A 24,642-nucleotide genomic window follows, 5' to 3' on the forward strand; every position below is an offset into this window, starting at 1 on the left:
TCGCCCCGAGCCCCCGCAGTTCAGGCCCTATTTGGCGCTGGTTGTCGGGGTGGCACCGATGGATTGCAAGGTCACAAAGACCTGGTTAATTTGCTCCTGTGCCACCGCGCCGGGTCCACCCAGGGCCGTGGCCGTGTGCGCCTGGAGACGCACAATCTCAGCGGCGATGCTCCCGTTCAAAGATTTCCCTCGGGCGTTGGGCAACAGCAGAATCGGCCCGTCTGACAGCACCCCGCCAGCTACCGCGTCAACCGGGTTCTTTCCAGAAGCCAGGTAGACCTGCGCGGAGCCTTGCGGGAACTGATATTTACTGATTTCACGGGCAGTCTCGTAGCGGTCGGCCCCAAAGATACGTTCGGAGGCACGCCCGGCGGAGGCTTGGGACAAAATCCGATTCGAGACCGCGCCCGGTCCGCCCAAAGCCACCACTTTGGTCGGGTTTATGGCCGCAATCGTCTGGGTCACAACCGAGGGCAGCTTGCCGTTGGTGGGAACCAGAATGACCGGCCCAGCCGTCAACGAACCGGCCGCTAACGCGTCTATCCCTTGTGACATTTCCGCCAGGAACACAGCACTAGCCGGTCGCGTTCCCGCTGCGTGACGGGCAATGAGGGCGGAAGTCTCCACTCGGTCGCGGCCTCCGATACGCTCGGTAGCCACGCCTCCCGCCGCGGCATTCAACGCCGCGTTGCTCACCGCTCCGGGGCCGCCCAAAGCAACCACCTTCGTGGCTTTCGCTTCTCGCACATAGTTCGCGACCGCCGCTTGAGCGTCCCGTTTAGCCGATACCAGCACAATTGGGCCATCCGTGAGCGACCCGCCGGCCAGCGCGTCAGCGGTATTGACCGCGTTGGCCAGGTAGACCGTGCGCGAGCCTTGCGGGAAAGCGTGACGGGCAATCTCAATAGAGGTGCCCACACGGTCTGCACCAGCCAAAGCTAACGGAACGCCGGAATTAATCTGGTTTTGCTGGAGTTGGGCATAGTCGGGCACTTTAATCGGGTCGCCCGGTTGGGAAATGTATTCCGCGACCATCTGGCGCAACGTCGGCAGGAATTCGTAAAAGGCGTTGCCGGGGCAGGCTGTGGCACCGACGTCACGGTGTCCCGAGATGACCGGCGCGGTAATAGTTCCTTTGCCCTTGTGAATCGTGGTCTGAAGTTCCAGGGGATCCAGGCCGGTGGGCTTTAGTTTGTAGGCAATAACGCGAGACACCGTGTCTACCGCCGCGTCCGAGGGACGGAAATCCGTGTAATTGCCCAGCACGGAAATCCCGAAAGTCCAAGCGTTCACGCCTGAAGCATGGGCACCGACGGTGTTGTAGTGCCAGAAATCGCCGGCACGCCCCTGCCAGGCTCGCCCGAAGTTATCCACCAGCACGTTGTAGCCGATATCTCCCCACTTCAGACTGATGGCGTGGTAGCGGTAGATGGAACGCAGGATGCTGGGAACCGCTTCGGGGCTGTAGTCGTTGGCGGTGGCCGTATGGTGTACGACCGCTCCCGTCACCTCGCCGCGGTAGGCTCGCCAGCTCCGCCAAGATTCGTTAGCGCCCCAGTCTGCCCGCGTGTACAAGGTAGAGGGCTGGCCGGTAGCAGGCACTTTCGTCCATTCGTTTTCTACGTTAGAAGGAGGGATGACTTTGTTGCCGGCATCGTCCTGATTGTCCTTGGGAGCGAACGGGCCGCCGCCGTCCGGTCCGCTGGCCTGTCCCGGAGTGACGAGGGTAGGTGTTTTCGCAGAAACGAAGGCATGAGTGTGTCCCTGATCGTTCAGGGCGTAGTTTTGGTCGGCTTGACGCGTGCCGGGGTCGATGACCTCAACTTTGGGTTGGAATCCCACCGCTGATTCGGGCAGCACCACCGCCACTTCGGCTTTGGCCGCATTTGACACAATCCACGGCTCGCTGGCCGCAATGGAACCGTCCCGGCTGGACTCGAAGTCGTCGCCGATAGTTTGCCAGGTTGACCAGGCGCCGCCCTGCAGGTAGCGACCCAGTACCGCCAAAGGTTGGGGTCCGTCCGTCGGCCACTGCACCGCCACCAACGACACTGCGGACTTCAGGTCTACGCGCGATATCTGCTGTTTTGTGCCGGTGTTCGGGTTGGATTCTACGTGTCGAGACTGGGTCACCAGACCGCCGCTGCCCGAATGGGTCACTTCCCCGCGCAGGGACGCCTGGAATTTCGCAACGTGGTCACCGAGTTCTGACCCACTTAAACCGGGCAGGGAGGCCACGGCTGAAAAGTCTGTACTGTAAGTCTCGCTCGGCGCCGTATCTCCCCCGGAGGTCGGGGCCGCGAGAGCTGGACTGGCCAAAAGACACAGGGCGGACAGCGCCCCCAAGATGACGTACTTAGGCATTACTAACTCCAATCAACACTGCACAATAGCTTTCCCGATTTTTTGACCTGTGTCCAGATTTAATTTCGGAAACCACACAATTATTATGCGTTTTGATAGCTTTTGATGCTTAATTTTCACATCAGTAACAATAGTAACACATTCTGCAGGCGTACCCCTCACATTTTTCGCCTCGCTCTAAATCTGCTTTCACGCAACCCGCCCACCCATGACACAATAGGGTCGTGAGTGAAAACGGGAAAACTAGCGCCCTCGCCGGGTCTGATAGCGCCGCCCGGCGCGCCGGCCAGGAAGTCGCCTTGGTCATCCCTATCTATAACGAAGGCCCCGTCATCACCGAAGTTCTCCAGGAAGCCAAAAAAACTTTCCCCCACCTCATCTGTGTTGACGACGGTTCCAGCGACGACTCCGCCGCCCTGGCTCGCAGGGCCGGAGCCACCGTCCTGACTCACGCCATCAACTTGGGACAAGGCGCCGCTCTGCAAACCGGCATCACCTACTTCCTGCAAGACACCGACCTACCCTACGCAGCGACTTTTGATGCCGATGGCCAACACCAAACCGATGACGTCGTTTCCATGTGGAACCGCGCTAAAACAGACCAGCTCGACATTATCTTTGGTTCCCGATTTTTATCCAAGAAACAAGAGATGGGAGCCGCCAAGCGCATTGTGCTGAAAACCGCTGCTTGGGCGACCGCCCGCACCACCCATATGTTGCTGACTGACGCCCACAATGGACTGCGCCTGCTGTCTCGGTCCGCGGCCAGCACCTTGAACCTGAAGCAAAACCGCATGGCTCACGCTTCGGAAATCGTGGCGCAACTGGGAAAAAGCGGGCTACCCTGGGCGGAAATGCCGGTCCATATCCGCTACACCGACTATTCCAAAGCCAAGGGTCAATCCTTGTGGAACTCGATAAACATCGTCATGGATTTAGTGATGGGGGTGCGCTGACATGGGTGTTTTCACAAGTGTAGCCGGGTTGGTTTCTACTTCGGTTCCGACTTTGCTGGCGTGGGTAGCGGCCGGCCAGTGGGGTATCAAGATTGTCCTGTTAATTGTGGTCGCGGTGGGGCTGGTTTATGTGTCCCGCCTCCAAGGAGCCCGCGACCTGGCTTTGCGGCGCATCCTGGCGCTGCTGTTCGCGGTTTTGGCGGCCGTGGCGATTATCTATCCGCCCGTCATTTCCGCGGTAGCGGCATTCCTCGGCGTGGGACGCGGCACCGATTTATTGCTGTATATGCTGGTCATAGTGGTGTTGGCGACCTGGCTGGTGCAGTGGCGTTACAACATCGCGGTCCAGGCGCGCTTGACCGAGCTGACTCGGGCGCTGGCTCTGTCCGAGGCGCGGCGCACCGACCCTAACGACGAGCCAAAGCCCGATACCGCAGCCGCAGACCCCAGCTAATCAACATCAGCAGCGGCAAGGCAAACGGGCGATTTACATAGAGCCGGTCCAGGAAAATCCGCGCCGAATCGTGGTGAGCCTGCAAGACCCGCAAGTTCCGTTTCTGACCCGTCCCCAAGGTCTTGTTACCGGTCGTAGCCCCCTGTTCGTGTATCGCCACGGCGCTACCCACGAACAGCGCCCCGCGCCCCAGGAAACGCTGCGCCCGCCAAGCCAAGTCCACGTCCTCAAAGTACATAAAATATGCCGGGTCAAAACCGCCCAGCTGCTCCCAATCTGAGCGGCGAATCAGGATGCAAGCCCCGCTGACCCAGTCCACCTCAGCTGCGTCAGTCCCCCGCCAAGACAACCCCCAATACCGGCGAGTCCACGGGTTTCCCGGCCACACTCGCCCCAGCAGCGCGTGGCCGATTCCGATGGAAATATAGGGAAAAGACCGGCCGGTGGGGTAGCGTGTGCCGGTTTCGTCCACCAGGGCCGGGCCGATTATCGCCGCCGCGGGATGAGCCTCGGCGGCAGCAATCAGGGTGTCCAAAGCGCCGGGAGTCAGGCGCAAATCCGGGTTAGCGAATAATAGCCACGGTTCGCCGCCCCCGAAATCGGAACCAAAATTGTTGCCCGCCCCGAATCCCGGATTATCCGGCAAGGATCGGTATTCTGCGCCGAATTCTTGGCAGAGAGCCGCCACCGCGGTATCACAGTTCTCTGAGTTATCCACCACCACGGTGTGAATTGCCTGATGGGAAGCCTCGGGAAGGCTCTGTAACAGTCCGCGTATTCCCTCCCCACAGTGATAAGCGACCGTGACCACGCGAATGGCCGGGCGGGCGACACCGGGCATCGGGGCCGGACTGGTGGGTGCTGCGGACGAATTCGACACGAACTTTCCCCTCCCTACCGCACAAAATCTAGGAAAATCATCGGCCCAAGCACAACCGTGCCAGGAAATACCCGACGCTTAAGTCTACAATGGCCTGGTGTCATCAAAGCACCACCCTGCTGCTTCCCACGCCGCCGCTCTAACTCGCCCGCGGCGAGGACTACGCATTTTTAGCCTTGTGGTACTGTTCTTGGCGATTTTCAGCCTGAGCTTCGCGGGTCTGGTCAATGCCGATATTTCCTCGTGGACCAAGAAAGTGAATGTGAACGCTTTCCTCGAGGACGATCGCCGAGAGAAAGACCTCCCGGAGGACAGCTTCGCGAACCGAGACTTGAACGTGCTGGTCATCGGGTCGGACTACCGGGCGCAAAAGGAATATGACGAGATGGGCCGGCGGATTACCGGGATGCGCTCGGATACGACCCTGGTGGCGCATATCAGCGCGGACCGCACCCGCGTGGAGGTCATGTCTATCCCGCGCGACCTGATGGTGAAGCGCCCGGCTTGCCAACGCGCTGACGGAAAAACCGAGCCCGCCAGTCAAGGTTTGGTCCAGTTCAACTCCGTTTTTGCCCTGCTGGGACAGGACGAGGACGTGGCTGCGGCTACGGCCTGCACCTTAAAAACTGTGGAGCAACTGACCGGGATTTTCCTTGACGAATTTGTGGTCGTGAACTTTGACGGTTTCCAAGACATGGTGGCGGCCCTGGGCGGGGTGCCAATTTGCCTGGAAGAAAAGATGAAGGACAGCAAGGGCACCATTGACCTTCCAGCCGGGTGCCAAACGTTGAATTCCCAACAGGCTCTCGGTTTTGCCCGCGCCCGCTACGGGGTGGGCGACGGCTCGGACATTTCCCGGATTGGCCGCCAGCAGCAACTCATCGGCGCCATGATGAAGGAAGCTAAGAGCCGCAATATGCTCACCGATTTGCCGACTTTATACGCCTTCATGAAAGCGGGAATGAGGTCCCTAACCACCTCGCAAAGTTTTGGCAATGCTCAGAATCTGGGCGGTTTGGCGCTGTCCCTATCGAAGGTCAAACCCGACAATATCCGCTTTTACACCCTGCCTTTCGGGGAATACGCTCCCGACCGGGCGCGCGTGGCAGTGGCGGATAATGCCGTGGAAATGTTCGATGCCTTACGTTTAGACAAGCCGGTTCCCTCCATTTTCCCCTACCAGGACATGAACGGGGGTCTTCACGAGCCCAGCGAGCAGGCCTCCTCACTTTCGCCCGATTCCGCCAGTTCCGGCGGGTCTGTCCCTTCACAAGGGAGTAGCATCGGTCGCGTTGAAGGGTCGCCTTCCCGGGGGACGAGCGGGACGAATGGGGCCAATTCCGCCCACCTTGGGCAAACCGGGGGAACAACGAATAGCAACTCTGTCGGCAACGCCGCAAGCAGCCCGGAAGCCCCGGCGCACAACCCCGGCACCACGGGCCATCCGAACTCGGCAAACACCAGCGAAACGGAAGGAAATTCTGCCAATAACGCCCCATCCGGTGAAACATCCGGGGGCAGCGGCACTTGGCAGGACACCCAGCAATGACTTTGCCGCCGTCCTTTCCACCCGAAAGCTCCCTGCGTAGCCCGAACCCCGGAAGCTCTTCCAATGCTCGACCGGAGTCCCCTGCGCCAACTATCCCCAGCCACGAAACTTCACGGGGACGTCCGGATTCTCGCAACGCCGTGGTAGTGGGCGGCTCCTCCACACCTAACTCGCACCGGCAAGGGCTGAGCTATGAAGATTTGGCACTACCAGCCGCTTATGCCCCCGGTTCAGCAGCAAACTACCACCCTGACACCCCCGGTAGTCCCAACTCGCCCGGCACACCCCCGGTGCGGGCGGCTAGCCCGAGACCTGCACCCGACCTGGTGACCAGCCCCGAATCGGTACCGCCTGCCAGCCAACCACGTACCGGAACCACCCGGACTCGCAGCTGGCCGAAACGAATCTTTCTCACCATTTTCACCCTATTTTTAGCGTTGATTCTGGCCATAGTGTTTTGGGGACTGTTCCTGATACACCGAGTGGACACGAACCTGGGACGTACCGATGCATTGAGCGGGGCAGCAGACACCCCCGGCACGACCTGGCTCATCGCCGGTTCGGATTCCCGCGAAGGCACCGCCGAAGCGAACAGCGGGGTACAGGGCCAGCGATCCGACACGATTCTTTTGCTGCACCGGGCCACCAACGGCACTGCCACACTGGTTTCGCTGCCTCGCGACACCTATGTCGAGATTCCCGGCCACGGATACAACAAACTCAACGCCGCGTTTTCCGAAGGAGGACCACAACTGCTGGTTTCCACCGTCGAGGGCTTGACCGGGCTCAGCGTGGATCACTACGCCCAGCTGGGTTTCAACGGCGTAGCCCAGGTCGTTGACGGGGTCGGCGGAATCAACCTCTGCTGGGATCAGACGTTTTCCGACCGGATGACAGGGCTGAACTGGCAAGCCGGTTGCCATGATGTAGACGGGCCGACCGCCCTGCTGTTTGCACGGATGCGCTATTCCGACCCGCTGGGCGACATTGGGCGCACCCAACGCCAACGCCTGGTCATCAGCTCCACTCTGAAAAAGGCGCTGAGCCCGGAAGTGCTAGTTAATCCCGCCCGACAAGTGGCCCTAGCTGACGCGGGCGCGGCTGCCCTGACGGTTGACCGTTCCACCGGGACCCTTGACATTGGTCGGATGGCACTGGCACTGCGGAAGGCTGGGAACACCGGGTTGCAGGGGGTGCCACCTATCGCGTCGCTCGGTTACAACCCCGGCGGCGGGGTGGGCTCGACGGTGAAGCTGGATGAGAGCCGCACCCCCGCTTTCTGGGAAGGGCTACGCAACGGGACCCTCACCCCTGCCGACCTGACCCCGCAGTTCTAGGTTTTTACGCAAGTGTTTCACTGAGTTCCCGCCGCTCGAAAAGACACCCAGCTGGGCGGGGTATCGCTCGTCAGCGGGGCGAGAGGAGCGAAGGCGGAGGTACTCGCAGGCGACGCTAGGGGGTGAGGAAAATGCTATGCTCTGCAAGCATTTTCCGAGGGGGGTCTGTGACCCCCCAAGTCGCGCGAGACCTCCGCGAGCGATATCTCGCTCGCCCCAACCCAGGCGTGAGCGACGCCTCCCCCGCCCAGATCACGGCTCGAGCTGCACCCGGCCGAACGCGAGGACGAATGCTCCAATCCCCGCCCCGGGCTGGGAACCCACGGGGTAGAATGGCGCTATGAGCGAAGCTGAGAATACGCCCCTGGTGGGCTTGGTGATGGGTTCGGATTCCGATTGGGCGACAATGTCAGCCGCCGCGGAGGTGCTACGCGACTTTGGGATTTCTTTCGAGGCTCGGGTCGTGTCCGCCCACCGGATGCCTATCGACATGCTGGAGTACGGGACTTCGGCGGAAAAGCGCGGTTTGCGGGTGATCATTGCCGGAGCGGGCGGAGCGGCACACCTGCCGGGGATGCTGGCAGCAGCTACTGTCCTGCCGGTCATCGGCGTGCCAGTTCCGTTGAAACACCTGGAAGGCATGGACTCCCTGCTGTCTATCGTGCAAATGCCCTCCGGGGTGCCGGTCGCTACGGTTTCTATCGGAAACGCGAAGAACGCCGCCCTGCTGGCTGCCCGTATCTTGGGCGCCGGGGAAGGACCGGAGGCACAACAGATGCGCGAACGCATGTTGCAATATCAAGCTCTGCTGCGCCAAGTAGCCATCGACAAAGGCGAAGCTCTGAAAAACGTGATGGACACGGAGGAGAACTGAGTTGACCACCTATCATCCGCCCGTAGTGGCGTGTATCGGCGCTGGTCAACTGGCCCGAATGCTGGCTACTGAGGCCGGCGAACTGGGCTTTTGCCTGCGAGTTTTAGCCGACTCCCCCTCGGATCCGGCCGCTTTTGTGTGCCCGGAAACTGTGGTGGGTTCCCCTGACGACCCCGAAGCGTTGCGCGAGCTGCTGGACGGGGCTGACGTGGTGACTTTTGAACACGAGTTGATTCCAGACGCCGTTTTCGATGCTGCCGCCGCGGCCGGTGTCCCCGCCCGGCCCTCCCAATCCGCCCTGCTCTATGCGAAAGACAAACTGGCGATGCGCCAGCGTTTGGGTGAGTTGGGGCTGCCCATGCCCGCTTGGGCCAATGGGGCGGATTTGGATGCGGTCAAGGACGTGGGCCGGCGCTGCGGTTGGCCACTGGTGGCAAAAATCAGCCACGGCGGATATGACGGGCGCGGGGTGCGTCTGGTATCGAGTTTGGACGAGTTCAAGACCTGGCGGGAAGCCTTGGATGAAGGCATCGAGTGCCTGGTCGAGCAGCGGGTTCCTTTCAGCAGCGAGCTGGCAGTGATGGCGGCGCGGCGTGCTTCGGGGGAACTGCGCACCTATATCCCCATGCAAACCTGGCAGGAACAGGGACAATGCGCTTCTGTTTTGGAGCCGGCCCCGATTCCTGAGGACATCATTGACCAAGGTGAGGACTTGGCGCGCCAAATTGGCGTGGAACTCGACATCACCGGGGTGTACGCGGTTGAAATGTTCCTGGTGAAAACCCCCAATGGCAAATACCGCCTGTATATCAATGAGCTGGCCATGCGCCCGCACAACTCCGGACACTGGACCCAAGATGGCTGCGTGACTTCCCAGTTTGAACAGCATTTGCGGGCGGTACTGGACCTGCCGTTGGGCGACACTTCCCGCACCGCACCCTACACCGCGATGGCTAACGTTCTGGGCAGTAAGTTGGACGACCCGGCTCTGGCCGTGACCAGCGTGATGGAAAAATATCCCGAAGCCAAGATTCATCTGTATCGCAAGAGTAACCGCCCGAAGCGCAAACTTGGTCACGTCAACGTCTGTGGCACAGACCCCGACCTGGAGCTTTCCACCGCCCGCGCGGCCGCTAACCTGCTGATGGGCAAGTAAGCACCGCACCGACCTTGTGACCCTAAATATCGTGGCGGCCCGGAATACCGAGCCGCCACAATGAAACACCCAACTAACGCAACGACAGGTGTCGAGACAGCGAGTTGTGAGCAAACCAGTAGCCGCAGATTAACAGCGGGATTATCGCCAGCATTCCCAGCGGAATGAATACGCCGGCTCCCTCGTTGGACTGCGAGAAGATAGCGCCGTAGACCAACTGCATCTGGGGACTGCTTGTCGAACCCGTAATACTCAACGTCGCCGGCACCAGGAAAATAAACAGAGCCAACACCGCTTCATAAACCCCATAGATGAGAATCGCGCTGATGGTCACCGCCTTGTTGGTAGACAGGTAAGCGAAGCCGAAACGGTTAGCCAGGGCGGAAAAGCACACCACCCACAGCACAAACTGTGCCGCCACCAGCAGTAAGACCACAATCATAGTGACGATGAAGTAGGCGGGGGTGCTTTGCAGGAGTTGCCCGATAGCCTCCCAGGTGGCAACAAATTTATCGCCGAAACTCAGCTCGGGGCCTGCCGCCCCCGCCATCTGGGTAAAGATGACCCAGCCCAGCGCCAAGCAGCTCCAACAAATGCTGAGTAGGACCGCGATAAACAGCCACAGAGACTTCGCACCCAGCACGGTTCCGCCCGAGGCCGGCAGGGTGTTTGTAAAGTAGCCGCGCTGTCCGTAGGTGGTTTGGTAGTAGTACTTGGAACCCATGATAAACACGAGGAAGGGAATGATGATTGCCACGAGGACGCCGATGGTGGTGCCCGTGGTGGCCAGGAAACTTTGGTTAGTGAGGCTCAGCAGCCCCGAGGCAAAGACCACCACCAAGCCGACAACCAGATAGAGCAGCAGCTGCCAGCCCATTTCCTTGGCTTCATACTTGAATAACTTAGCAAACATGGGAGTATTCCTTCCTAAAGATGAGGTCTAGGGACATGCCGTAGGCTTCCCGCAGTTCATCAGCTTCGCCCTGTTTGAACAGCTTGCCCGCGTGCAGGAATACGGCTTCGTCCAGTACCGGCTCAATGTCGGTAACCAGGTGGGTGGAAATAAACAGAGTCGCTTCGGGGTTCCAGCCTTTCACAATGGTGTCCAGCAGGGTTTGGCGCGCCGCCGGATCCACTCCCGAAATCGGTTCGTCCAACAGATAGAGCCGGGCGGAGCGTGACATCACCAGCGCTAGCTGCAGTTTTTCACGCATTCCTTTGCTCATGTGGTTGGTTTTTAGGTCGCGTTCCAGCCCCAGGAATTCCACCAGTTCCCTGGCTTTTTTCGCGTCAAAGTCAGCGAAATAATCCGCGTGGCGACCGATTGCCGCGTCAACGCTGATAGATTCGGGCAGCCAGGCGGCGTCGGGCAGGAAAGAGGTCATGGCCTTGGTTTTCGCCCCGACTTCCGAGCCGTTGATGCGAACTTGCCCGCTGGTGGGTTCCAGTACGCCGGCCAGAATCTTTAACAGCGTGGTCTTGCCCGAGCCGTTTTCGCCCAGCAAACCGATGACTTTTCCGGCGCTCAAGTTGAGGGTGAGCTGGTCCAATGCCGGTTTCACCACTCCGTTTACTTTGATGCCTTGGTAGCGTTTGGTGAGGTTGGACACTTCCACTAAGGGTTGCATCTCAATCACGTCCTTTCCATTGACTGTTCAAGAGATTTTGGGCTTCGCTGAGGCTCAGTCCCAAAGTTTTCATGTCTGTTATGAAGTTACGTACGGAGGTTTTCGCCAGATCCTTGCCGAGTTCCCGGACGGTTCCGGCATCTTCGGTGACGAAACGTCCCAAGCCCCGGCGCGAGGCAACCAAGCCGGTGCGCTCCAGCTCGGTCAACGCCTTTTGCATGGTGTTGGGATTGACCCCGTACTCGGCGGATAAATCGCGTACAGAGGGAATCTGGGAACCCCGCTCCCACGCTCCGCTGGTGATACGCCGTGAGAAGTCGTCAAGTAACTGACGCCAAATTGGCGTTCCAGTATCAAAATCCATCAGCTTCTCCTTACCTAGACAAACGCGGTACCATGTTTGTGTACTACAACACTAATACACTGTCACACAGCTGTCAAGGGGAAACTATTTTGTAGCCAATAAAGAGGAAGATTTGGCTCAAGCCCACAGCGAGGGCCAGAAAATCCCCAGTTCGCCAGCCAGCTTTCGCAACAAGGGCAGGGAAATCCCGATGACATTGTGCGGGTCGCCCTCGATACCGCTGATGAATGCCCCGCCCAGACCGTCAATCGTAAACGAACCAGCAACTTCCAGCGGTTCCCCGCTGGCCACGTAGGCGCGAGCCTCCGCCTCGCTGAAATCCGCGAAATGCACCACGGTAGACTCGGTGCGCCCCACTTCTGCAACGGCCTCGGCCGCATCGCGGCGTAAACGTATCACCCAATGCCCAGTGTGCAACACCCCGCAATCCCCCGACAGGGCGCGCACCCGCGCGAGAGCCACCTCGGGATTGTGCGGTTTGCCCAACACTTCCCCGTGAAACTCCAGCATGGAATCACAACCCACCACCAACGTATCCGCACCCGGCGAAAGCGAAGTCTCCAGCTCCCCCGCTACCGCCCGCGCTTTTGCCTGCGCTAGAGCCAAAACCTGCTCGGCCGAGCCAGCCGCACGCGCACGCAACTTGGCGAGCAAAGCATCCTCGTCCACGTGAGAAACCCGCACCACCGGGCGCAACCCCGCCCCTTGCAACACTTTGCGCCGCGCCGGGGAGGCGGAAGCCAACACCACGCTCACCGCAGCCTCACCCCTGACAGAATCCGATTTTTCCATGCCTCTAGCCTAATCGCGCGGTTTTGATTCACGGCAACCCAGAAAACGGCCCAGCAGTTCCCGCAGCTCGGCCCAGGTTTGGCTGCCCGGCACTCGCAAAGCCCCGTGGAAGGTCCCGGCATACATATGCGCCTCCACCGGCACCCCGCAATCAGCCAGGTGCAGCGCTAGACGCAGCCCTTCGTCGCGCAGCGGGTCGATGGGGTTCACCACGATGAGACTGCGCGGCATTTTGCCCGCCACCGCCGGGCTGTCCAGGATTTCCGTCAGTTTCGCACGCAGGGCCGGGCTCGGTGCCGCCAAATCCCAAGCCTCCCGATTGGCCTGGGCCGTCCAGACCGGGCCGGCGGCGTGAGTTTGCATAGATTCACTCTCGCAGCGCGGATCCAAGCAGGGTTCAAACAGAATCATTCCCGCCACCGGACACTCCGCTGATTCCGCCAGCAGGTCCGCCACGGAATAATACGCCAGCCCGGCCCCGGCGGAATCGCCGAAAACAAACACTTCCAGCCCTAACTCGCGCCCCCGCTCCAGGGCATAAAGCAGCGCCGCCCGGCAATCCGCAATCGCTCGGTCCACCGGAAATTCGGGGGCGAGGCGATAATCCGCGGACAGGACTACGGCCCCCAAATACTCGGCCAGCTCAACATTGTGCACGTCGTCAAACCGGGCTCTACCAGCCACGTAACCGCCGCCATGGAAGGTGAGCAAGATGGCTGAATAACCCGCCCGACCTTTTGCCGCCGGGGGCTGCGCAGCGGGTTGCGGGGTGAAACAGCGCAGTTCCATGGGTTGGCCGTCTCCGCCGGGGATTTCCCTCACGTCGAGGTTCACTCCGGTCGGGGTTCCTGTGGACATACCCAACATTCGGTCCCCTTCGCTTCGCATAGTTTGCAGGTCACAAGGTGTTTGTGGGGGCGTAGCGGCGATTGCTGGCGTCAGTTCGGGGCACAAGAAGGGTTGCATCGTTTTGCCTTTCCGGTCAGCCCGCGTAGCGGTGAAGCCATTCGTCTAAACTGGCGTGGTATTGCTCCGGGGCGCCGAGCCGCACGCCGTGACTAGTCCCGGAAATAACCTCGGTTTGCACCAAAGGGTTACCCACCTGGGCGATAGCGTCCACTCCCGCCGGACCAATCAACACTTCATCAGTGTCTGAGGTAACAACTTTGGTCGGCACGCGCAGCGCCGCGACGATTTCAGGCCAAGGTTTACGAAAACTGACGATACCGGTGGCCAGCAGGCGCGGGTCCACCAGCCCTTTGCCTAATGCCCAGCCGTAGTGTGAGGCGGCGCTCCAGCCCGGGCGCTGCGCCACGTTGTCCGCCAGTGTTTCCACCGGATTGGCCTGCCAGGTGTGTTCACAGCGGGCGACCTGTTCACCAGCCCGCTGGCGATATCCGGCCGCTTGCGCCGGACTCAACCAGGCCGGGTCCTCGAGAAAGAGCGCTTTCATCAACTCGGGATGATGCCCGCCGAGGTAGCTGGAAATGGCCGCCCCCATGGAATGGGCCACGATGACCGGGGTTTGCCCATAGAGCTGTTCCAGATATTGCAAGGTCAGCGCCAATTCTGTTGCGGAAGCCGCAGCCGGGTCGGCTAGCTCCGTATCGCGCAGACGCCGCGAGGTGCCGTGTCCCAGCGAATCCAGCGCCACCACGAAGTAACGGTCGCGCAGGTGGTTTAGCAAATCGACCCAGGCCAAGGCCGAATCGCAGACTCCGTGAACCAACACCACCATCGGGTTTTGCGGCTCACCCGACACATAATGGGACAGCATCTCCAACTTCCTCTCCCGAAAAGACTTTGCGACCCTATTCTATCCTCAGAGTCGGCACAAAACCGGGATACTATTCAAACCCGCAAGCCTCGGAAAACCTGACTTCAAGCAGAAATGAAAATGCGCATTCGAATAGCGCAACGGGTCAAAAGATGGTAAAGTTTTACTCGATGATGACTTAGGGTTTCACCATTCTCCCAGTTCACGAACACCTGCGATAATCCAGAGTTTCGGTCAATTCGAGAGAACGGAACCAGGAGATAGAAAAGCGAAAGCAGAGGAAGAGGAATGACCAGAGTCCTTTTAGTCGAAGACGATCCCGCAATTGCCGAGCCGCTGACCCGCGCTTTACAACGCGAAGGCTACGAAGTCGGCGCCCACGTTACGGGCGGTTCTGCCCTGAAACAAGTCAATGACTCCGACATGGTGATTTTGGACTTGGGGCTGCCCGATATGGACGGTCTGGATGTGGCACGCACGATTCGCGCCCAAGGCCTGACCATTCCGATTCTCATTCTGACGGCACGTACCGGCGAAGTTGACATGGTGGTGGGCTTGGATGCCGGGGCGGACGACTACGTCACCAAGCCTTTCCGGCTGGGCGAACTGCTGGCTCGCGTGCGGGCTCTGCTGCGGCGCTCCGGCGGGGAAATCACCGAAGAAAGCGACCTGACCGCCCAGGACGTGCGCATCGAGGTTTCCGCGCACCGCGCTTTCCAGGGCGCGCGCGAACTGCAGCTGACCGCGAAAGAATTTGAACTGCTGCGGGTGCTGGTGCGCGAAGCCGGCGCGGTCGTGGAGCGGGAAGCCATTATGCGCGAAGTGTGGGGCGGGGATCCGTCGGGTTCCACCAAGACCCTGGACATGCACGTCTCGTGGCTGCGCCGCAAACTCGGCGACGACGCGAACAATCCGCATTACATCACCACCGTGCGCGGCATGGGCTTCCGTTTTGAAACTGCCTAGCCCTTGCGCAAGCAAATCCTGATTTCTATCCTCAGCGCGGTCATCATTGCCGTGCTGTTGCTGGGCGTGCCTTTGGCCGCTTTCGCCGTTAATCAGCTGTGGGATTCAGCCCGCGCCGATGTTGACGCAACCGCTAAACAATACGCGCTAGCCCTGGACCGTACGTCTCTGACCGGCCACTATGTGACTGACGTGACCGTGGCCAGCTGGCTGTGGCCGGGACGCTCGGCCGACACCAGGGTGGAAGTCACCACTCAGGACGGGCGGGATTTGAGCTTTGGAACTCGCCCGGTTTTCCCGCTCGTCTCCAGGGTCGAGACCGCCACGGGAGCCACCCTGACAGTCATTTCTTCCTCGGATAACGCCCGTTCACGTTCCGTAGTGTTTGTTTTGGTGACTCTTTCCGGGGTGGGGGCAGCAGTCTTGGTCGGCGCGTTCATCGCGCTGCGGTCCTCTCGCCGAATCTCGGCGCCGCTCATTTATCTGTCCGCACAGGCTGAGCAACTCGGTTCCGGCGGGGTACGTCCCCGCGTGACTCCCTCCGGGATTGAAGAAATCGACCTGGTACAAGACGAACTGGTTAGGGCCAGCGAAAACCTGGCGGGGCGTATCGCCGCAGAACGCCAGTTCGCCTCGGACGTATCCCACCAGCTGCGCACCCCGCTGACAGCCCTGTCTATGCGACTGGAAGAAATCCAGATGATCAGCAGTGAACCGGAAGTACAGCAAGAAGCCGAACAGTGCCTGGAACAGCTGGAACGCCTGACCGGCGTGGTCGAGGATCTGAAACGCAACTCCCAGAATGCCGGCGGGGGCACCACCCAGGCGATTAACGTCGACGAATTCCTGGTACACCAGCAGAACGAGTGGGAAAACCAGTTCCGGGCAGCGAATCGTCCACTGGTGTTCCGTAACGAAACCGACCGCCCCGCCCTCGCCACTCCCGGCTCGCTGGGACAAGTCCTCGCCACTCTGCTGGAGAATTCGTTGAAGTACGGGGCGGGCACGACTACGGTACGCGCCAAGATGAGCGGCAACAAGAAGGGCATGTATTTCGAGGTCAGTGACGAAGGCGAGGGCGTGGACGATGAAATCGCCCCGGATATTTTTAAGAAAGGCGTGTCGGGACACGGTTCGACCGGGATTGGCTTGGCGCTGGCGAAACAGCTCATCGAAGCCGACGGCGGGAAACTCGAACTCATTGTGCGCCGTCCCCCGACTTTCCAGGCTTTTGTCGCCACCGTGCCGGCTTCCCTGGATCCGAACAAGGTGTTGCCCCAGGGCGCCATTATTTCCGTGTCCCATCCCAAGCGCCGGTTCTGACTTTCCCGGTTCGACCGGCGATTTTTCCCGATACGCGGCACGAGGCTCGGTAGGATTTTTTCGTGGACGATTTTCGGGAAGGTAACTGGCTGTTGCGTGCCGATGCCGCGGCAGGTTTACGGACTCTGCACCAAGCCGGGCAACGCGTGAAGATGATTTACATCGACCCGCCCTACAACACCGGAAACACTTTCGCCTACCACGATCGGCGCGCCAAAGACGAGTGGCTCGCGATGATGCGCCCGCTATTGGCGGAGGCGCGTGAACTGCTCAGCACTGATGGCCTCATCTTTATCTCGATTGACTTTAACCAACTGTGCGAACTGAAACTCGAGATGGACCGCATTTTTGGCACCGCAAATCTGATTGGCAACTTCGTGTGGGTTTCTAACCTGAAAGGCCGCCAATTGGGGGCCGGACCGGCGGGAACGCACGAGTACATATTGACTTATGCCCGCGACGCCGCCCAGGTGGGCCAGCTTCGCGGTCGCACCGAGCTGTTGCAAAAACTCATGCCAACCGTGTACCACCTGCCCCAACGCCAGGTAAAACACGATGCGCGCGGCGCTTACGTCACCAAGAACGAGCTGTACAACACGAACTCGAAGTTCAACGAAATCACCGCCCCTTCGATGGTGTTCGACATTCACTATCACCCCCGGAGCGGGGCGGTGCGCACCAGTGAGGTCGGAGCCGCTGACCCCGAACTGGCAGAAGCGGGCTGGGTCAGCGCCCACCCCCATCCGAATGCGAAACCAGGACTGAAGTATCACGCTTGGCGCTGGTCACGAGCGAAGGTGGAACGCGATTATGCAGACTTGTAATTTCAGGTACACGGCCGGGGGGCACACCGCAGCCTAAAGATTTATACGAAAATCCGGAATTTTCATGAAACTGCCCTGAAAGACCTGGTCATGGGCCCCTCTACGATTTCAGGGCAGCGAGAACTGCAGCATCTGGGGCTCGGCGGACTGTTTGAAACCCCCAAGCCCACGAAGCTGCTGCAAGTCCTCATCGAGGCCGCTACCAGCCCCGGCGACACGGTCCTGGATTTTTTTGCCGGCTCGGGCACCACCGGGCAGGCGGCGCACACCACCGGGCGGCGTTTTTTCCTGATTCAGCTGGAAGAACCGTTTAGTTCGGCTACATCCGGCCCGGCTGGCGAGCAGGGGCTACATACCATCGCCGACCTCACCGCCGCCCGCCTGCGGACTGCCGAAGTTCCGTTCCGGGAACTGCGCTGTTAGCCAGCTTGACGCTGACGGTGGCCCACTCCGCGCACTGCTTCGCTAAATAGCTGACGCAAAGTTGGTTCCCGGGCCCGGGCGAGCGCCAGCCGTGACCCCCGGGTTGGGCAATCCCGCGCGACCGACCTCCTCACACCGCCTCCCTTGACCGCCCATCTCGCGTCACCGGCCTTGACCGACCCTAACCAACCCGACTCCCCGCCCCTAAAATCCTTGAGAAACCGGGGAATTCCTGGTAAATCCGACTTGTGCTAGGCTTGGAATCCGGGAAAGTCCCGCCAATTTGCCACCCATCAGGAAGGCTATATATGAATTCCCCTAGCCGTAAAGGCTTCGACACCTACCTTTTAGTTTCCGGATTTGCCCTGTTCGCCATGTTTTTCGGCGCAGGCAACCTGATATTTCCGTTCCAAGTCGGCGTCAGCGGCGGGGCCAACGTAATCCCCGCGGTTATCGGTATTTTGCTGACGGGCGTGCTGTTCCCGGTGGCGGGGATGATGGCGGCCTCGACGGATGCTTATGGAGCCGGGCGGATTGCGGACCGTATCGGGCACATTCCAGGGCTGATTTTGACCGTGGCTATCTTTCTGTTTTGCGGAATGCTCTACGCGATGCCCCGGGTGGCGACCGTGTCTTGGGAGATGGCTATCCGGCCTTTGACCAGCCTCGGGACCCAGACCGGTGATAACGCCGCGAATCATGTCGGGCTGTTTATTTACTCGTTGATTTTCTTTGCCATCGTGTTGATTTTGCTCAACCGTCCCGACCGGATGCTCGATCGCATCGGGCAATACCTGACCCCGGCGCTGCTGATTTTGCTGCTGGTGATGATTGCCATCGCCATGTTTAAACTGCCCAGTGTCGAGACACTCCACCCCAACCCGGCCTATCAGGCTTCGCCCTTTACCGAGGGGCTGAAAACCGGTTACGGCACGATGGACGCCTTGGCCTCCCTGGTGTTTGGCGTCGTTATCATTACCCAGCTGCATGCTCACGGCTACAACGAAAAGCGTTCCGTGTTCCGGGCCACGACCTTTACCGCCGGGATTGCCGGAGCGTCCCTAGCTATTGTTTACACCGGCTTGGCGTTCGTGGGTACCCGCGTGGCAGACCAGGAGATTGCTAACCCGGCAGCCGGTCTGTCCCTGGCGGCGCAAATGATTTTCGGCCCGGTCGGCCAAAGCCTGTTCTCGATTATCGTGTTCCTGGCCTGCTTGACCACCGCTACCGGGCTGATGGGAGCCTCGACCCAATACTTCTGCGACCTGTTGCCGAAAGTACATCGGTCGGCCATGCTGGGGATTCACGTGGTGATTTCCCTGCTGGTGGCCAACCTAGGGTTAGAGAATATCCTCGCCATCGTGGTGACGATTGGTCTGGCGACCTATCCCCCGGCTATCTGTCTGATTCTCATCGCCCTGCTGGATTACACCATGAAGCGCCAGCTGTTCTGGACCTACCGGCTTTCCGCGTGGGTGGCCGGCATCATCGGGATTTTTGAAGCTATCTCGACTTTCAAGCTGCCGGCTTGGGAGAACGTCAGCGGCTGGCAGCAGGCTCTGCAAGACGTTTTGCATATCCTTCCGCTGGGGAATGTCCAGATGGGCTGGCTGACCCCCGCTCTGGCCGGGGTCGCGGTAGGCATCGCCATCGACCTGCTCCACCCCGTTGATGTGTCTAAGCTCCCGGTTTCCCAGACTCCGACCGGGATTCCCGACCGGAACTCGGAGACGGACGACCTGCCGGTCGAGGGCTAACCTCCGGTCGCAAATCCGTAAATGCACGTTGGGCACTGCAGATATCTGCAGTGCCCAACGGATTTAAGCCTGTGAACGGCTTTCGGAGTGCGATACACCCCGAAAGCGTTGCTACTTCAGGGTAACGGTAGCGCCGGCCTCTTCGAGGTCAGCCTTGGCCTTTTCAGCGTCTTCCTTCTTGGCGCCTTCGAGGATGGCCTTGGGAGCGCCATCAACCAGGTCCTTGGCTTCCTTCAAGCCCAGGCCGGTCAGAGCCTTGACGACCTTGATAACCGGCACCTTGGAGGAGCCAGCGCTCTCGAGCACTACGTCAAACTCGGTCTTTTCTTCGCCACCAGCGGCTTCGCCACCAGCAGCCGGAGCAGCCGCCACGGCCACCGCAGCCGGAGCAGCGGCGGTCACGTCAAAGACCTCCTCGAACTTCTTAACGAAGTCAGAGATCTCAATCAGGGTCATATCCTTGAACACGTCGATCAGTTCATCAACAGTCATTTTCGCCATTTTAGGCATCCTTTCGGTTTATCCGCCTGGTGGTTCCTGTACACCGGGCGTTGCTCGCTAGGGCGAGCGCATTTCTCTTTGAATCTAGGTCTAAAGTAAAGCGCCTTAGGCCGCGAGTTTTTCGCGGTAGGCGTCGATGGTGCGAACCGTCTTGGAGGCCGAAGCCTGGAACAGCCCGGCAGCGCGAGTTTGCAGCGCCTTGAGCAATCCAGCGGACTTCGCCAGCAAAACTTCGCGGGATTCCAGGGAAGCGAGTTTCTTAACAGCGTCAGTATCGAGGATTTCCCCGTCCATGATGCCAGCCTTTAGAACCAGCGCCTTGTTATCCTTCGCAAAGGTATCCAGAGCCTTGGCGACGCTAACAACATCACCATCGGCCGGGACGAAAGCGATAGCGGTCGGTCCCACGAGATATTCGTCGAGACCCTCCAACCCCGCTTCCTTCATAGCCAGCTTCGCGAGCTTGTTCTTCGCTACGGAGTAACGTACTCCTACCCCAAGCGAGGTACGCAGCTCTTTCATCTGCTTTACGGTCAGACCACGGTATTCGGTCAAAATGACAGCGGCGGAGTCCTTCGCGGATGCCGCGAGAGACTGCACATCTGTGACTTTATCAGGCCTTGCCATGAGCCCTCCTTCCGTTTTTAGCCGGCGTCACGGAGTTTTGGGCAATAGAAAAGCCCCGGGCGCAAGATCCGGGGCGTACAGTTACGGTTTCCGCCCTCTTAGGGTTTTTATCCCTGCACAAGGTCGGTGGGTACCGTTCGTGATTCGCTTATCGTTTCCTGCGCAGGCTCAGCTATCGCTGAATTATCCATTCGGACCGGCGGTCTTAGGCCTGTCTAGGTTAGCACAGTCGCACCATCCCGCCAAAATCGAAGTGAAGCCAGCAGATCGACAGTGATGGCGTAGCGAACGTAGGGAGCGTAGCCCGAACCGTCGATCTCGATGGCGTAGCGCCCCAAACCGATCACGCAATCACCCCAAAGGAAAGGTAAACCTTACCCCAAAACCGCAGGTCAAACCAAGAAACCACCACGGAAACCTATTGAATAGTTAAAATTTTGAACTTTGTCCTGGCAAACGGCGTTTATCTGTTGCCGACCCCAGAACCCGGGGGTTACTATCTTGATATCGAGATAAAATTCTCGAGTTTTTTGCAGGAACTCTCTCAGAGAAGGAGCTTCAATGGAAGCTAAGATTTACAAGACTTTGTCCCGTATTGTCGGGATTGTGCTGATTGTCCTGGGCATCGGTGCCTTTGGCGGCGGCGTGTTTGACCACTCCTTCATCGCCGACCAGCTGAAAGCGCAAGGCATCACCATGCCGAGCCAGCAGGAAATCGAGAACAGCACGACCGACAAGGGCGGCCAGTACGCCCCCGAGGACGTCGCCGCGCTGAAGCCGTTCTACGGCCAGTCGATGACCACCGGCGCCCAGGCCAAAGCCTTCGCCGAGCACTACATGGGCGTGCATATGAAGGGCTCCGCCGCCCGCGCCGGTGTGCCCGAGGAACTGCAGACTTTCAACGGTATCGGCGAATACTCCACCCAGTTCGAGGACAAGGTGTGGGAGCAACTGAAGGCCGACGACCCGACCCTGACCGACGACATGCGCCGCGGCAAGATGGCCGAAATCACCAAGGCCAAGGACGTTGACCCCAAGATCGCCGAAGACGTGGCAAAGATTGGCGAGCTGGCTAACCTGAAGAACAACACTTTCTTCCAGGGCAACATGATCCAGGGCACCTTGCTGAACGCCTACGGCTGGAGCATGATCGGCACCGTCGCCAAGGCCGCCGGTATTGGCCTGGCTGTGGTCGGCCTGATCTTGCTGATCGTGCCTTCTTTGGTGAAGGGCAAGAAGGTCGAAGCCTAAGCGAAGTTAGGTAAGGATTCAATGGTCCTGTCCAAGACCAATCGGGTCCGGTTCGCCGCGTGCGGGCCGGGCCCGAGATGTTTAAACGTGAATCCCCGCGAGCACGCCCGCGGGGATTCACCTAAAAGCCAGTATTACTCAGCCAGCGACACCGGAATCGAAGGACCCATCGTCGTTGAGATGGAAGCCTTCTTAATGTAACGGCCCTTGATGGTCGAGGGACGCAGACGCTCGACTTCCTCCAGCACAGCCCGGAAGTTCTCGGCCAGCTGGGCGGCCTCGAACGAGCACTTACCCACGATGAACTGCAGGTTAGCGTGCTTGTCAACGCGGAACTCGATACGCCCGCCCTTGATATCCTTGACCGCCTTCGCCACGTCCATGGTGACGGTACCGGTCTTGGGGTTCGGCATCAGGCCGCGCGGACCGAGCACCTTGCCCAAGCGACCGACCTTGCCCATCAAGTCAGGAGTCGCTACGGCCACATCAAAGTCGGTGTAGCCTTTGGAGACCTTCTCAATAAGTTCGTCCCCACCGACCTCGTCAGCGCCCGCCGCCTCGGCGTCAGCGGCCTTATCACCTACGGCAAAAACCAGGACCCGAACGGTTTTGCCGGTGCCGTGAGGCAGAGAAACGGTGCCGCGCACCATCTGATCAGCCTTGCGGGGGTCAACGTTCAGACGCATCGCAACCTCTACGGTCGCGTCGAACTTCACGCTGGAAGTTTCCTTTACCAACTTGAATGCGTCGTCGATGGGATAGAGAGTGTCCGGAAGAATCTTCTTCGCGGCCTCGTTGTATTTCTTGGCGTGTTTCATGTTCTGCTCCTTACGCAGTCGTGGTGTGGGCAAACACTAAGCCCCTCCACAGTTTTTGACGATTAACCGACCGTGATGCCCATGGACCGAGCGGTACCCGCGATAATCTTTTTCGCGGCCTCGATGTCATTAGCGTTGAGGTCTTGCATTTTTTCCGAAGCAATCTTTTCTACCTGATCCCAGGTCAGATTCGCTACCTTGACGGTGTTCGGGGTGCCCGAACCTTTCTGAACCCCCGCAGCCTTACGAATCATCTCGGAGGCCGGCGAGGTCTTCAGCACATAGTCGAAGCTGTGATCCTCGTAAACGGTGATTTCCACAGGAACCACGGAGCCGCGCATCGACTCGGTCTTGGCGTTGTAGTCCTTGCAGAATTCCATAATGTTTACGCCGTGTTGGCTCAATGCCGGGCCAATCGGCGGTGCCGGGTTTGCCCCACCGGCTTGAATCTGGAGTTTAATCACTCCGATGACTTTTTTCTTAGCCATATTTTTGGGTCCTTTTCCATAGGGGTGTCGACCTGGCAGGTTTCCACCCAAACTGTTTCGACTTCGTGAGGGCCGTGGTGACGCGGCTTTCACTCGGTCTGCATCGTTTTCTCGCGGTAATCTCCCCGCGAGACGCCGCCCGTTTACGGGTAGCAAAAGGCGCACGCCATCAAGACGCACAAGGAAATATTCTAACGCTCCCCCGGCTTTTACACCAATTTAGCCGATTCCCAAGTGCGCGGCGGAGGGCCGCGGCAAAAACACCAGAAGCACGTAGAACCCCAGCAGCACCAAGAAACCGAAGTGCAGGCCTACAGCCGCCAAGAGCAGCCCCAGCAGCAGCGGCGTCACGATAGCGCCAATCCCGGAAAGACAACTAATGACCGCCGCTGCATGTTGCTTTTGCACCCCTGGCAAGCCGGAGAACTCCGTCGCGCTGATGGGATACAGGCAGCTCACCCCCAGGCCACTGATGAACAAACCGACTACCGCCACTCCGACTGAGGGCACGAAAGCGACCGCGGCCGTACCACAGAATCCTAGCCCCACAAAGACCCACCAGGCTCCATAGCGCCGCGCAAAGACGGCTCCGCCCAGACGGCCCACCGCCATGCCGACAGCAAACGCGGTTGCCAGTCCCGAGGCCGGTGCCAGCTCGACCCCCAACTCCCGCAGGCGCGTCACAGCCCAGGCATACATGGCGAACTCGACTCCGGCCGTGAGGATGAGGCGCAGGATTTGGGAAGTAAACAACCACTTGGAGGGCTTCACGCCGGGTGTTCGGGAAGCGCCGGAGTCACGGGAGTCCGCAGAAGCGCTGGGCTCACCGGGTTTTACGCCCGCAGCAGCGGGGGTGGGCTGGTCGCTGGCGGCATCACCCGTTGCGGACGGCGACTCGGTTGGCGTGCTCAAGCCCTTTTGCAACACCTGCCGGAATGGCACAGCCGGGAGTCTCCACCCCCACACCAAAGTCGGCACGGCCATCAGCAAGACAAACCACAGCGCCATGCGGCCAAAACCGGGAAATACGCGCTCTACCAGAGCAAAAACCACCGTCGTTGCAATAGACACCGAAGAGGAAATCCCGACGGTCAATGACAGGTACTTCGTCCCCTCGGTACCGACGAATGTGCCGGCGACCGCGGCCGAAACTGTGCTGCCACCCAGGCAAGCCAAAGTCACGCCCACCAAGCTGACCGCAATCGAGGGACTCCAAGCCACCATCCCTGTGCCCAGCAGGACCAACAGCGGGGCAAGCCGCAGCGACCAGACCGGGCCGTTGCGCATCACCCATGGCGCCAGCAGCCCCGACACCAGCATGCCAAAGCCGTAGGCGGCGCCCAGCCAGGTGAAAGCCTCGGGTTTCACGCCAAGGTCGCGCGACAGGGTGGCGATGAGAGAACCGGCAGCGGTGACGTAAAATCCTGCCATCGATAGCCCGATAGCCATCGGCGGGAACATGCGCTTTTGGTTGTGCCAGATTTCTGGCCCTATGTTGGCGGAATTCTGAGGATTTACTGCGTTCACGTCACT

General features: G+C 59.7%; 25 protein-coding genes. 12 read left to right on the forward strand and 13 right to left on the reverse strand.

What is annotated here, in order from left to right:
• Window positions 1–27: 27 nt before the first annotated feature.
• Window positions 28–2,364 (reverse strand): cell wall-binding repeat-containing protein, encoded by a 2,337-nt coding sequence (locus tag SPI05_RS02465; RefSeq protein ID WP_321075827.1) that lies wholly within the window; start codon window positions 2,362–2,364, stop codon window positions 28–30.
• A 224-nt stretch (window positions 2,365–2,588) separates the two neighbouring features.
• Between SPI05_RS02465 and SPI05_RS02470 the strand changes: the two genes are divergently transcribed.
• Entirely contained in the window at window positions 2,589–3,320 is a 732-nt protein-coding gene (locus SPI05_RS02470; protein WP_414601958.1) for a glycosyltransferase family 2 protein, read from the forward strand.
• A 1-nt stretch (window position 3,321) separates the two neighbouring features.
• Complete coding sequence (locus SPI05_RS02475) at window positions 3,322–3,774, forward strand: DUF2304 domain-containing protein (protein ID WP_321075828.1); 453 nt, start codon at window positions 3,322–3,324, stop codon at window positions 3,772–3,774.
• On the opposite strand, the gene SPI05_RS02480 is transcribed toward SPI05_RS02475, so the two are convergent.
• A complete protein-coding gene (locus SPI05_RS02480) occupies window positions 3,728–4,654 on the reverse strand; it encodes a glycosyltransferase family 2 protein (protein WP_321075831.1) in 927 nt (308 codons plus the stop codon). The genes SPI05_RS02475 and SPI05_RS02480 overlap by 47 nt on opposite strands.
• Before the next feature lie 97 nt (window positions 4,655–4,751).
• On the opposite strand from SPI05_RS02480, the gene SPI05_RS02485 reads away from it, so the two are divergent.
• From SPI05_RS02485 to SPI05_RS02500, 4 genes are all read left to right on the forward strand, one after another.
• Window positions 4,752–6,203: an LCP family protein gene (locus tag SPI05_RS02485; RefSeq protein ID WP_321075833.1), complete on the forward strand. Its 1,452-nt coding sequence runs from the start codon at window positions 4,752–4,754 to the stop codon at window positions 6,201–6,203.
• Window positions 6,200–7,540, forward strand: coding sequence for an LCP family protein (locus SPI05_RS02490; protein ID WP_321075835.1), 1,341 nt, complete (start codon window positions 6,200–6,202; stop codon window positions 7,538–7,540). The genes SPI05_RS02485 and SPI05_RS02490 overlap by 4 nt, the downstream gene beginning before the upstream one ends.
• Window positions 7,541–7,880: 340 nt before the next feature.
• Entirely contained in the window at window positions 7,881–8,414 is a 534-nt protein-coding gene (gene purE / locus SPI05_RS02495; RefSeq protein WP_321075836.1) for a 5-(carboxyamino)imidazole ribonucleotide mutase, read from the forward strand.
• Window position 8,415: 1 nt separating this feature from the next.
• Window positions 8,416–9,570: a 5-(carboxyamino)imidazole ribonucleotide synthase gene (locus SPI05_RS02500; protein WP_321075838.1), complete on the forward strand. Its 1,155-nt coding sequence runs from the start codon at window positions 8,416–8,418 to the stop codon at window positions 9,568–9,570.
• A 73-nt stretch (window positions 9,571–9,643) separates the two neighbouring features.
• Here SPI05_RS02500 and SPI05_RS02505 read toward each other — a convergent pair whose 3' ends face one another.
• The 6 genes from SPI05_RS02505 to SPI05_RS02530 all read right to left on the reverse strand — a co-directional run bounded on the left by SPI05_RS02505 (window position 9,644) and on the right by SPI05_RS02530 (window position 14,131).
• On the reverse strand, window positions 9,644–10,483 hold the full coding sequence (locus SPI05_RS02505) for an ABC transporter permease (protein ID WP_321075839.1): 840 nt from the start codon (window positions 10,481–10,483) through the stop codon (window positions 9,644–9,646).
• Window positions 10,473–11,207: an ABC transporter ATP-binding protein gene (locus SPI05_RS02510; RefSeq protein ID WP_321075840.1), complete on the reverse strand. Its 735-nt coding sequence runs from the start codon at window positions 11,205–11,207 to the stop codon at window positions 10,473–10,475. Before SPI05_RS02510 ends, SPI05_RS02505 begins: the two co-directional genes overlap by 11 nt.
• Window positions 11,200–11,562: a GntR family transcriptional regulator gene (locus tag SPI05_RS02515; RefSeq protein WP_321075842.1), complete on the reverse strand. Its 363-nt coding sequence runs from the start codon at window positions 11,560–11,562 to the stop codon at window positions 11,200–11,202. The genes SPI05_RS02510 and SPI05_RS02515 overlap by 8 nt, the downstream gene beginning before the upstream one ends.
• Before the next feature lie 117 nt (window positions 11,563–11,679).
• On the reverse strand, window positions 11,680–12,354 hold the full coding sequence (locus SPI05_RS02520) for a Maf family protein (RefSeq protein ID WP_321075844.1): 675 nt from the start codon (window positions 12,352–12,354) through the stop codon (window positions 11,680–11,682).
• A gap of 9 nt (window positions 12,355–12,363) precedes the next feature.
• A complete protein-coding gene (locus SPI05_RS02525; protein WP_321075846.1) occupies window positions 12,364–13,320 on the reverse strand; it encodes an alpha/beta hydrolase in 957 nt (318 codons plus the stop codon).
• A 16-nt stretch (window positions 13,321–13,336) separates the two neighbouring features.
• Entirely contained in the window at window positions 13,337–14,131 is a 795-nt protein-coding gene (locus SPI05_RS02530) for an alpha/beta fold hydrolase (protein ID WP_321075847.1), read from the reverse strand.
• Between the two features lie 288 nt (window positions 14,132–14,419).
• Here SPI05_RS02530 and SPI05_RS02535 point away from each other — a divergent pair, with 288 nt between their 5' ends.
• The 5 genes from SPI05_RS02535 (at window position 14,420) to brnQ (ending at window position 19,424) form a co-directional block, all read left to right on the forward strand.
• Window positions 14,420–15,097 carry a response regulator transcription factor gene (locus tag SPI05_RS02535; protein ID WP_321075849.1) on the forward strand — a complete coding sequence of 226 codons (678 nt, stop codon included), beginning with the start codon at window positions 14,420–14,422 and terminating at the stop codon, window positions 15,095–15,097.
• Window positions 15,098–15,100: 3 nt separating this feature from the next.
• Complete coding sequence (locus SPI05_RS02540) at window positions 15,101–16,420, forward strand: HAMP domain-containing sensor histidine kinase (RefSeq protein ID WP_321075851.1); 1,320 nt, start codon at window positions 15,101–15,103, stop codon at window positions 16,418–16,420.
• A gap of 62 nt (window positions 16,421–16,482) precedes the next feature.
• Window positions 16,483–17,244: a site-specific DNA-methyltransferase gene (locus SPI05_RS02545; RefSeq protein WP_321075853.1), complete on the forward strand. Its 762-nt coding sequence runs from the start codon at window positions 16,483–16,485 to the stop codon at window positions 17,242–17,244.
• A 90-nt stretch (window positions 17,245–17,334) separates the two neighbouring features.
• The gene (locus SPI05_RS02550) at window positions 17,335–17,667 is read left to right on the forward strand and encodes a site-specific DNA-methyltransferase (RefSeq protein ID WP_321075855.1); all 333 of its coding nucleotides are present in this window, start codon (window positions 17,335–17,337) and stop codon (window positions 17,665–17,667) included.
• Between the two features lie 308 nt (window positions 17,668–17,975).
• Window positions 17,976–19,424 carry a branched-chain amino acid transport system II carrier protein gene (brnQ, locus tag SPI05_RS02555; protein WP_321075856.1) on the forward strand — a complete coding sequence of 483 codons (1,449 nt, stop codon included), beginning with the start codon at window positions 17,976–17,978 and terminating at the stop codon, window positions 19,422–19,424.
• A 111-nt stretch (window positions 19,425–19,535) separates the two neighbouring features.
• Here the strand turns inward: brnQ and rplL are convergent, their stop codons facing one another.
• The gene (gene rplL, locus SPI05_RS02560; protein WP_296182796.1) at window positions 19,536–19,925 is read right to left on the reverse strand and encodes a 50S ribosomal protein L7/L12; all 390 of its coding nucleotides are present in this window, start codon (window positions 19,923–19,925) and stop codon (window positions 19,536–19,538) included.
• A gap of 105 nt (window positions 19,926–20,030) precedes the next feature.
• On the reverse strand, window positions 20,031–20,552 hold the full coding sequence (rplJ, locus tag SPI05_RS02565) for a 50S ribosomal protein L10 (protein WP_282921048.1): 522 nt from the start codon (window positions 20,550–20,552) through the stop codon (window positions 20,031–20,033).
• Between the two features lie 561 nt (window positions 20,553–21,113).
• Between rplJ and SPI05_RS02570 the strand changes: the two genes are divergently transcribed.
• A complete protein-coding gene (locus SPI05_RS02570) occupies window positions 21,114–21,803 on the forward strand; it encodes a hypothetical protein (protein ID WP_321075861.1) in 690 nt (229 codons plus the stop codon).
• Window positions 21,804–21,937: 134 nt separating this feature from the next.
• Here the strand turns inward: SPI05_RS02570 and rplA are convergent, their stop codons facing one another.
• The 3 genes from rplA to SPI05_RS02585 all read right to left on the reverse strand — a co-directional run bounded on the left by rplA (window position 21,938) and on the right by SPI05_RS02585 (window position 24,636).
• The gene (gene rplA, locus SPI05_RS02575) at window positions 21,938–22,621 is read right to left on the reverse strand and encodes a 50S ribosomal protein L1 (RefSeq protein ID WP_321075862.1); all 684 of its coding nucleotides are present in this window, start codon (window positions 22,619–22,621) and stop codon (window positions 21,938–21,940) included.
• Window positions 22,622–22,683: 62 nt separating this feature from the next.
• Complete coding sequence (rplK, locus tag SPI05_RS02580) at window positions 22,684–23,109, reverse strand: 50S ribosomal protein L11 (RefSeq protein ID WP_282921039.1); 426 nt, start codon at window positions 23,107–23,109, stop codon at window positions 22,684–22,686.
• A 219-nt stretch (window positions 23,110–23,328) separates the two neighbouring features.
• Window positions 23,329–24,636 carry an MFS transporter gene (locus SPI05_RS02585; protein ID WP_321075865.1) on the reverse strand — a complete coding sequence of 436 codons (1,308 nt, stop codon included), beginning with the start codon at window positions 24,634–24,636 and terminating at the stop codon, window positions 23,329–23,331.
• Window positions 24,637–24,642: the final 6 nt, after the last annotated feature.

The organism is Mobiluncus sp., assembly GCF_034180645.1.
GTDB lineage: Bacteria > Actinomycetota > Actinomycetes > Actinomycetales > Actinomycetaceae > Mobiluncus.

What these genes read in the sequence shown, in the direction of transcription:
- SPI05_RS02465 (WP_321075827.1), bottom strand. Translation starts at nt 2,364, where the DNA reads ATGCCTAAGTACGTCATCTTGGGGGCGCTGTCCGCCCTGTGTCTTTTG.
- SPI05_RS02475 (WP_321075828.1), top strand. Translation starts at nt 3,322, where the DNA reads ATGGGTGTTTTCACAAGTGTAGCCGGGTTGGTTTCTACTTCGGTTCCG.
- SPI05_RS02490 (WP_321075835.1), top strand. Translation starts at nt 6,200, where the DNA reads ATGACTTTGCCGCCGTCCTTTCCACCCGAAAGCTCCCTGCGTAGCCCG.
- purE (WP_321075836.1), top strand. Translation starts at nt 7,881, where the DNA reads ATGAGCGAAGCTGAGAATACGCCCCTGGTGGGCTTGGTGATGGGTTCG.
- SPI05_RS02505 (WP_321075839.1), bottom strand. Translation starts at nt 10,483, where the DNA reads ATGTTTGCTAAGTTATTCAAGTATGAAGCCAAGGAAATGGGCTGGCAG.
- SPI05_RS02515 (WP_321075842.1), bottom strand. Translation starts at nt 11,562, where the DNA reads ATGGATTTTGATACTGGAACGCCAATTTGGCGTCAGTTACTTGACGAC.
- SPI05_RS02520 (WP_321075844.1), bottom strand. Translation starts at nt 12,354, where the DNA reads ATGGAAAAATCGGATTCTGTCAGGGGTGAGGCTGCGGTGAGCGTGGTG.
- SPI05_RS02525 (WP_321075846.1), bottom strand. Translation starts at nt 13,320, where the DNA reads ATGCAACCCTTCTTGTGCCCCGAACTGACGCCAGCAATCGCCGCTACG.
- SPI05_RS02530 (WP_321075847.1), bottom strand. Translation starts at nt 14,131, where the DNA reads ATGCTGTCCCATTATGTGTCGGGTGAGCCGCAAAACCCGATGGTGGTG.
- SPI05_RS02535 (WP_321075849.1), top strand. Translation starts at nt 14,420, where the DNA reads ATGACCAGAGTCCTTTTAGTCGAAGACGATCCCGCAATTGCCGAGCCG.
- SPI05_RS02550 (WP_321075855.1), top strand. Translation starts at nt 17,335, where the DNA reads ATGGGCCCCTCTACGATTTCAGGGCAGCGAGAACTGCAGCATCTGGGG.
- brnQ (WP_321075856.1), top strand. Translation starts at nt 17,976, where the DNA reads ATGAATTCCCCTAGCCGTAAAGGCTTCGACACCTACCTTTTAGTTTCC.
- rplL (WP_296182796.1), bottom strand. Translation starts at nt 19,925, where the DNA reads ATGGCGAAAATGACTGTTGATGAACTGATCGACGTGTTCAAGGATATG.
- rplJ (WP_282921048.1), bottom strand. Translation starts at nt 20,552, where the DNA reads ATGGCAAGGCCTGATAAAGTCACAGATGTGCAGTCTCTCGCGGCATCC.
- SPI05_RS02570 (WP_321075861.1), top strand. Translation starts at nt 21,114, where the DNA reads ATGGAAGCTAAGATTTACAAGACTTTGTCCCGTATTGTCGGGATTGTG.
- rplA (WP_321075862.1), bottom strand. Translation starts at nt 22,621, where the DNA reads ATGAAACACGCCAAGAAATACAACGAGGCCGCGAAGAAGATTCTTCCG.
- rplK (WP_282921039.1), bottom strand. Translation starts at nt 23,109, where the DNA reads ATGGCTAAGAAAAAAGTCATCGGAGTGATTAAACTCCAGATTCAAGCC.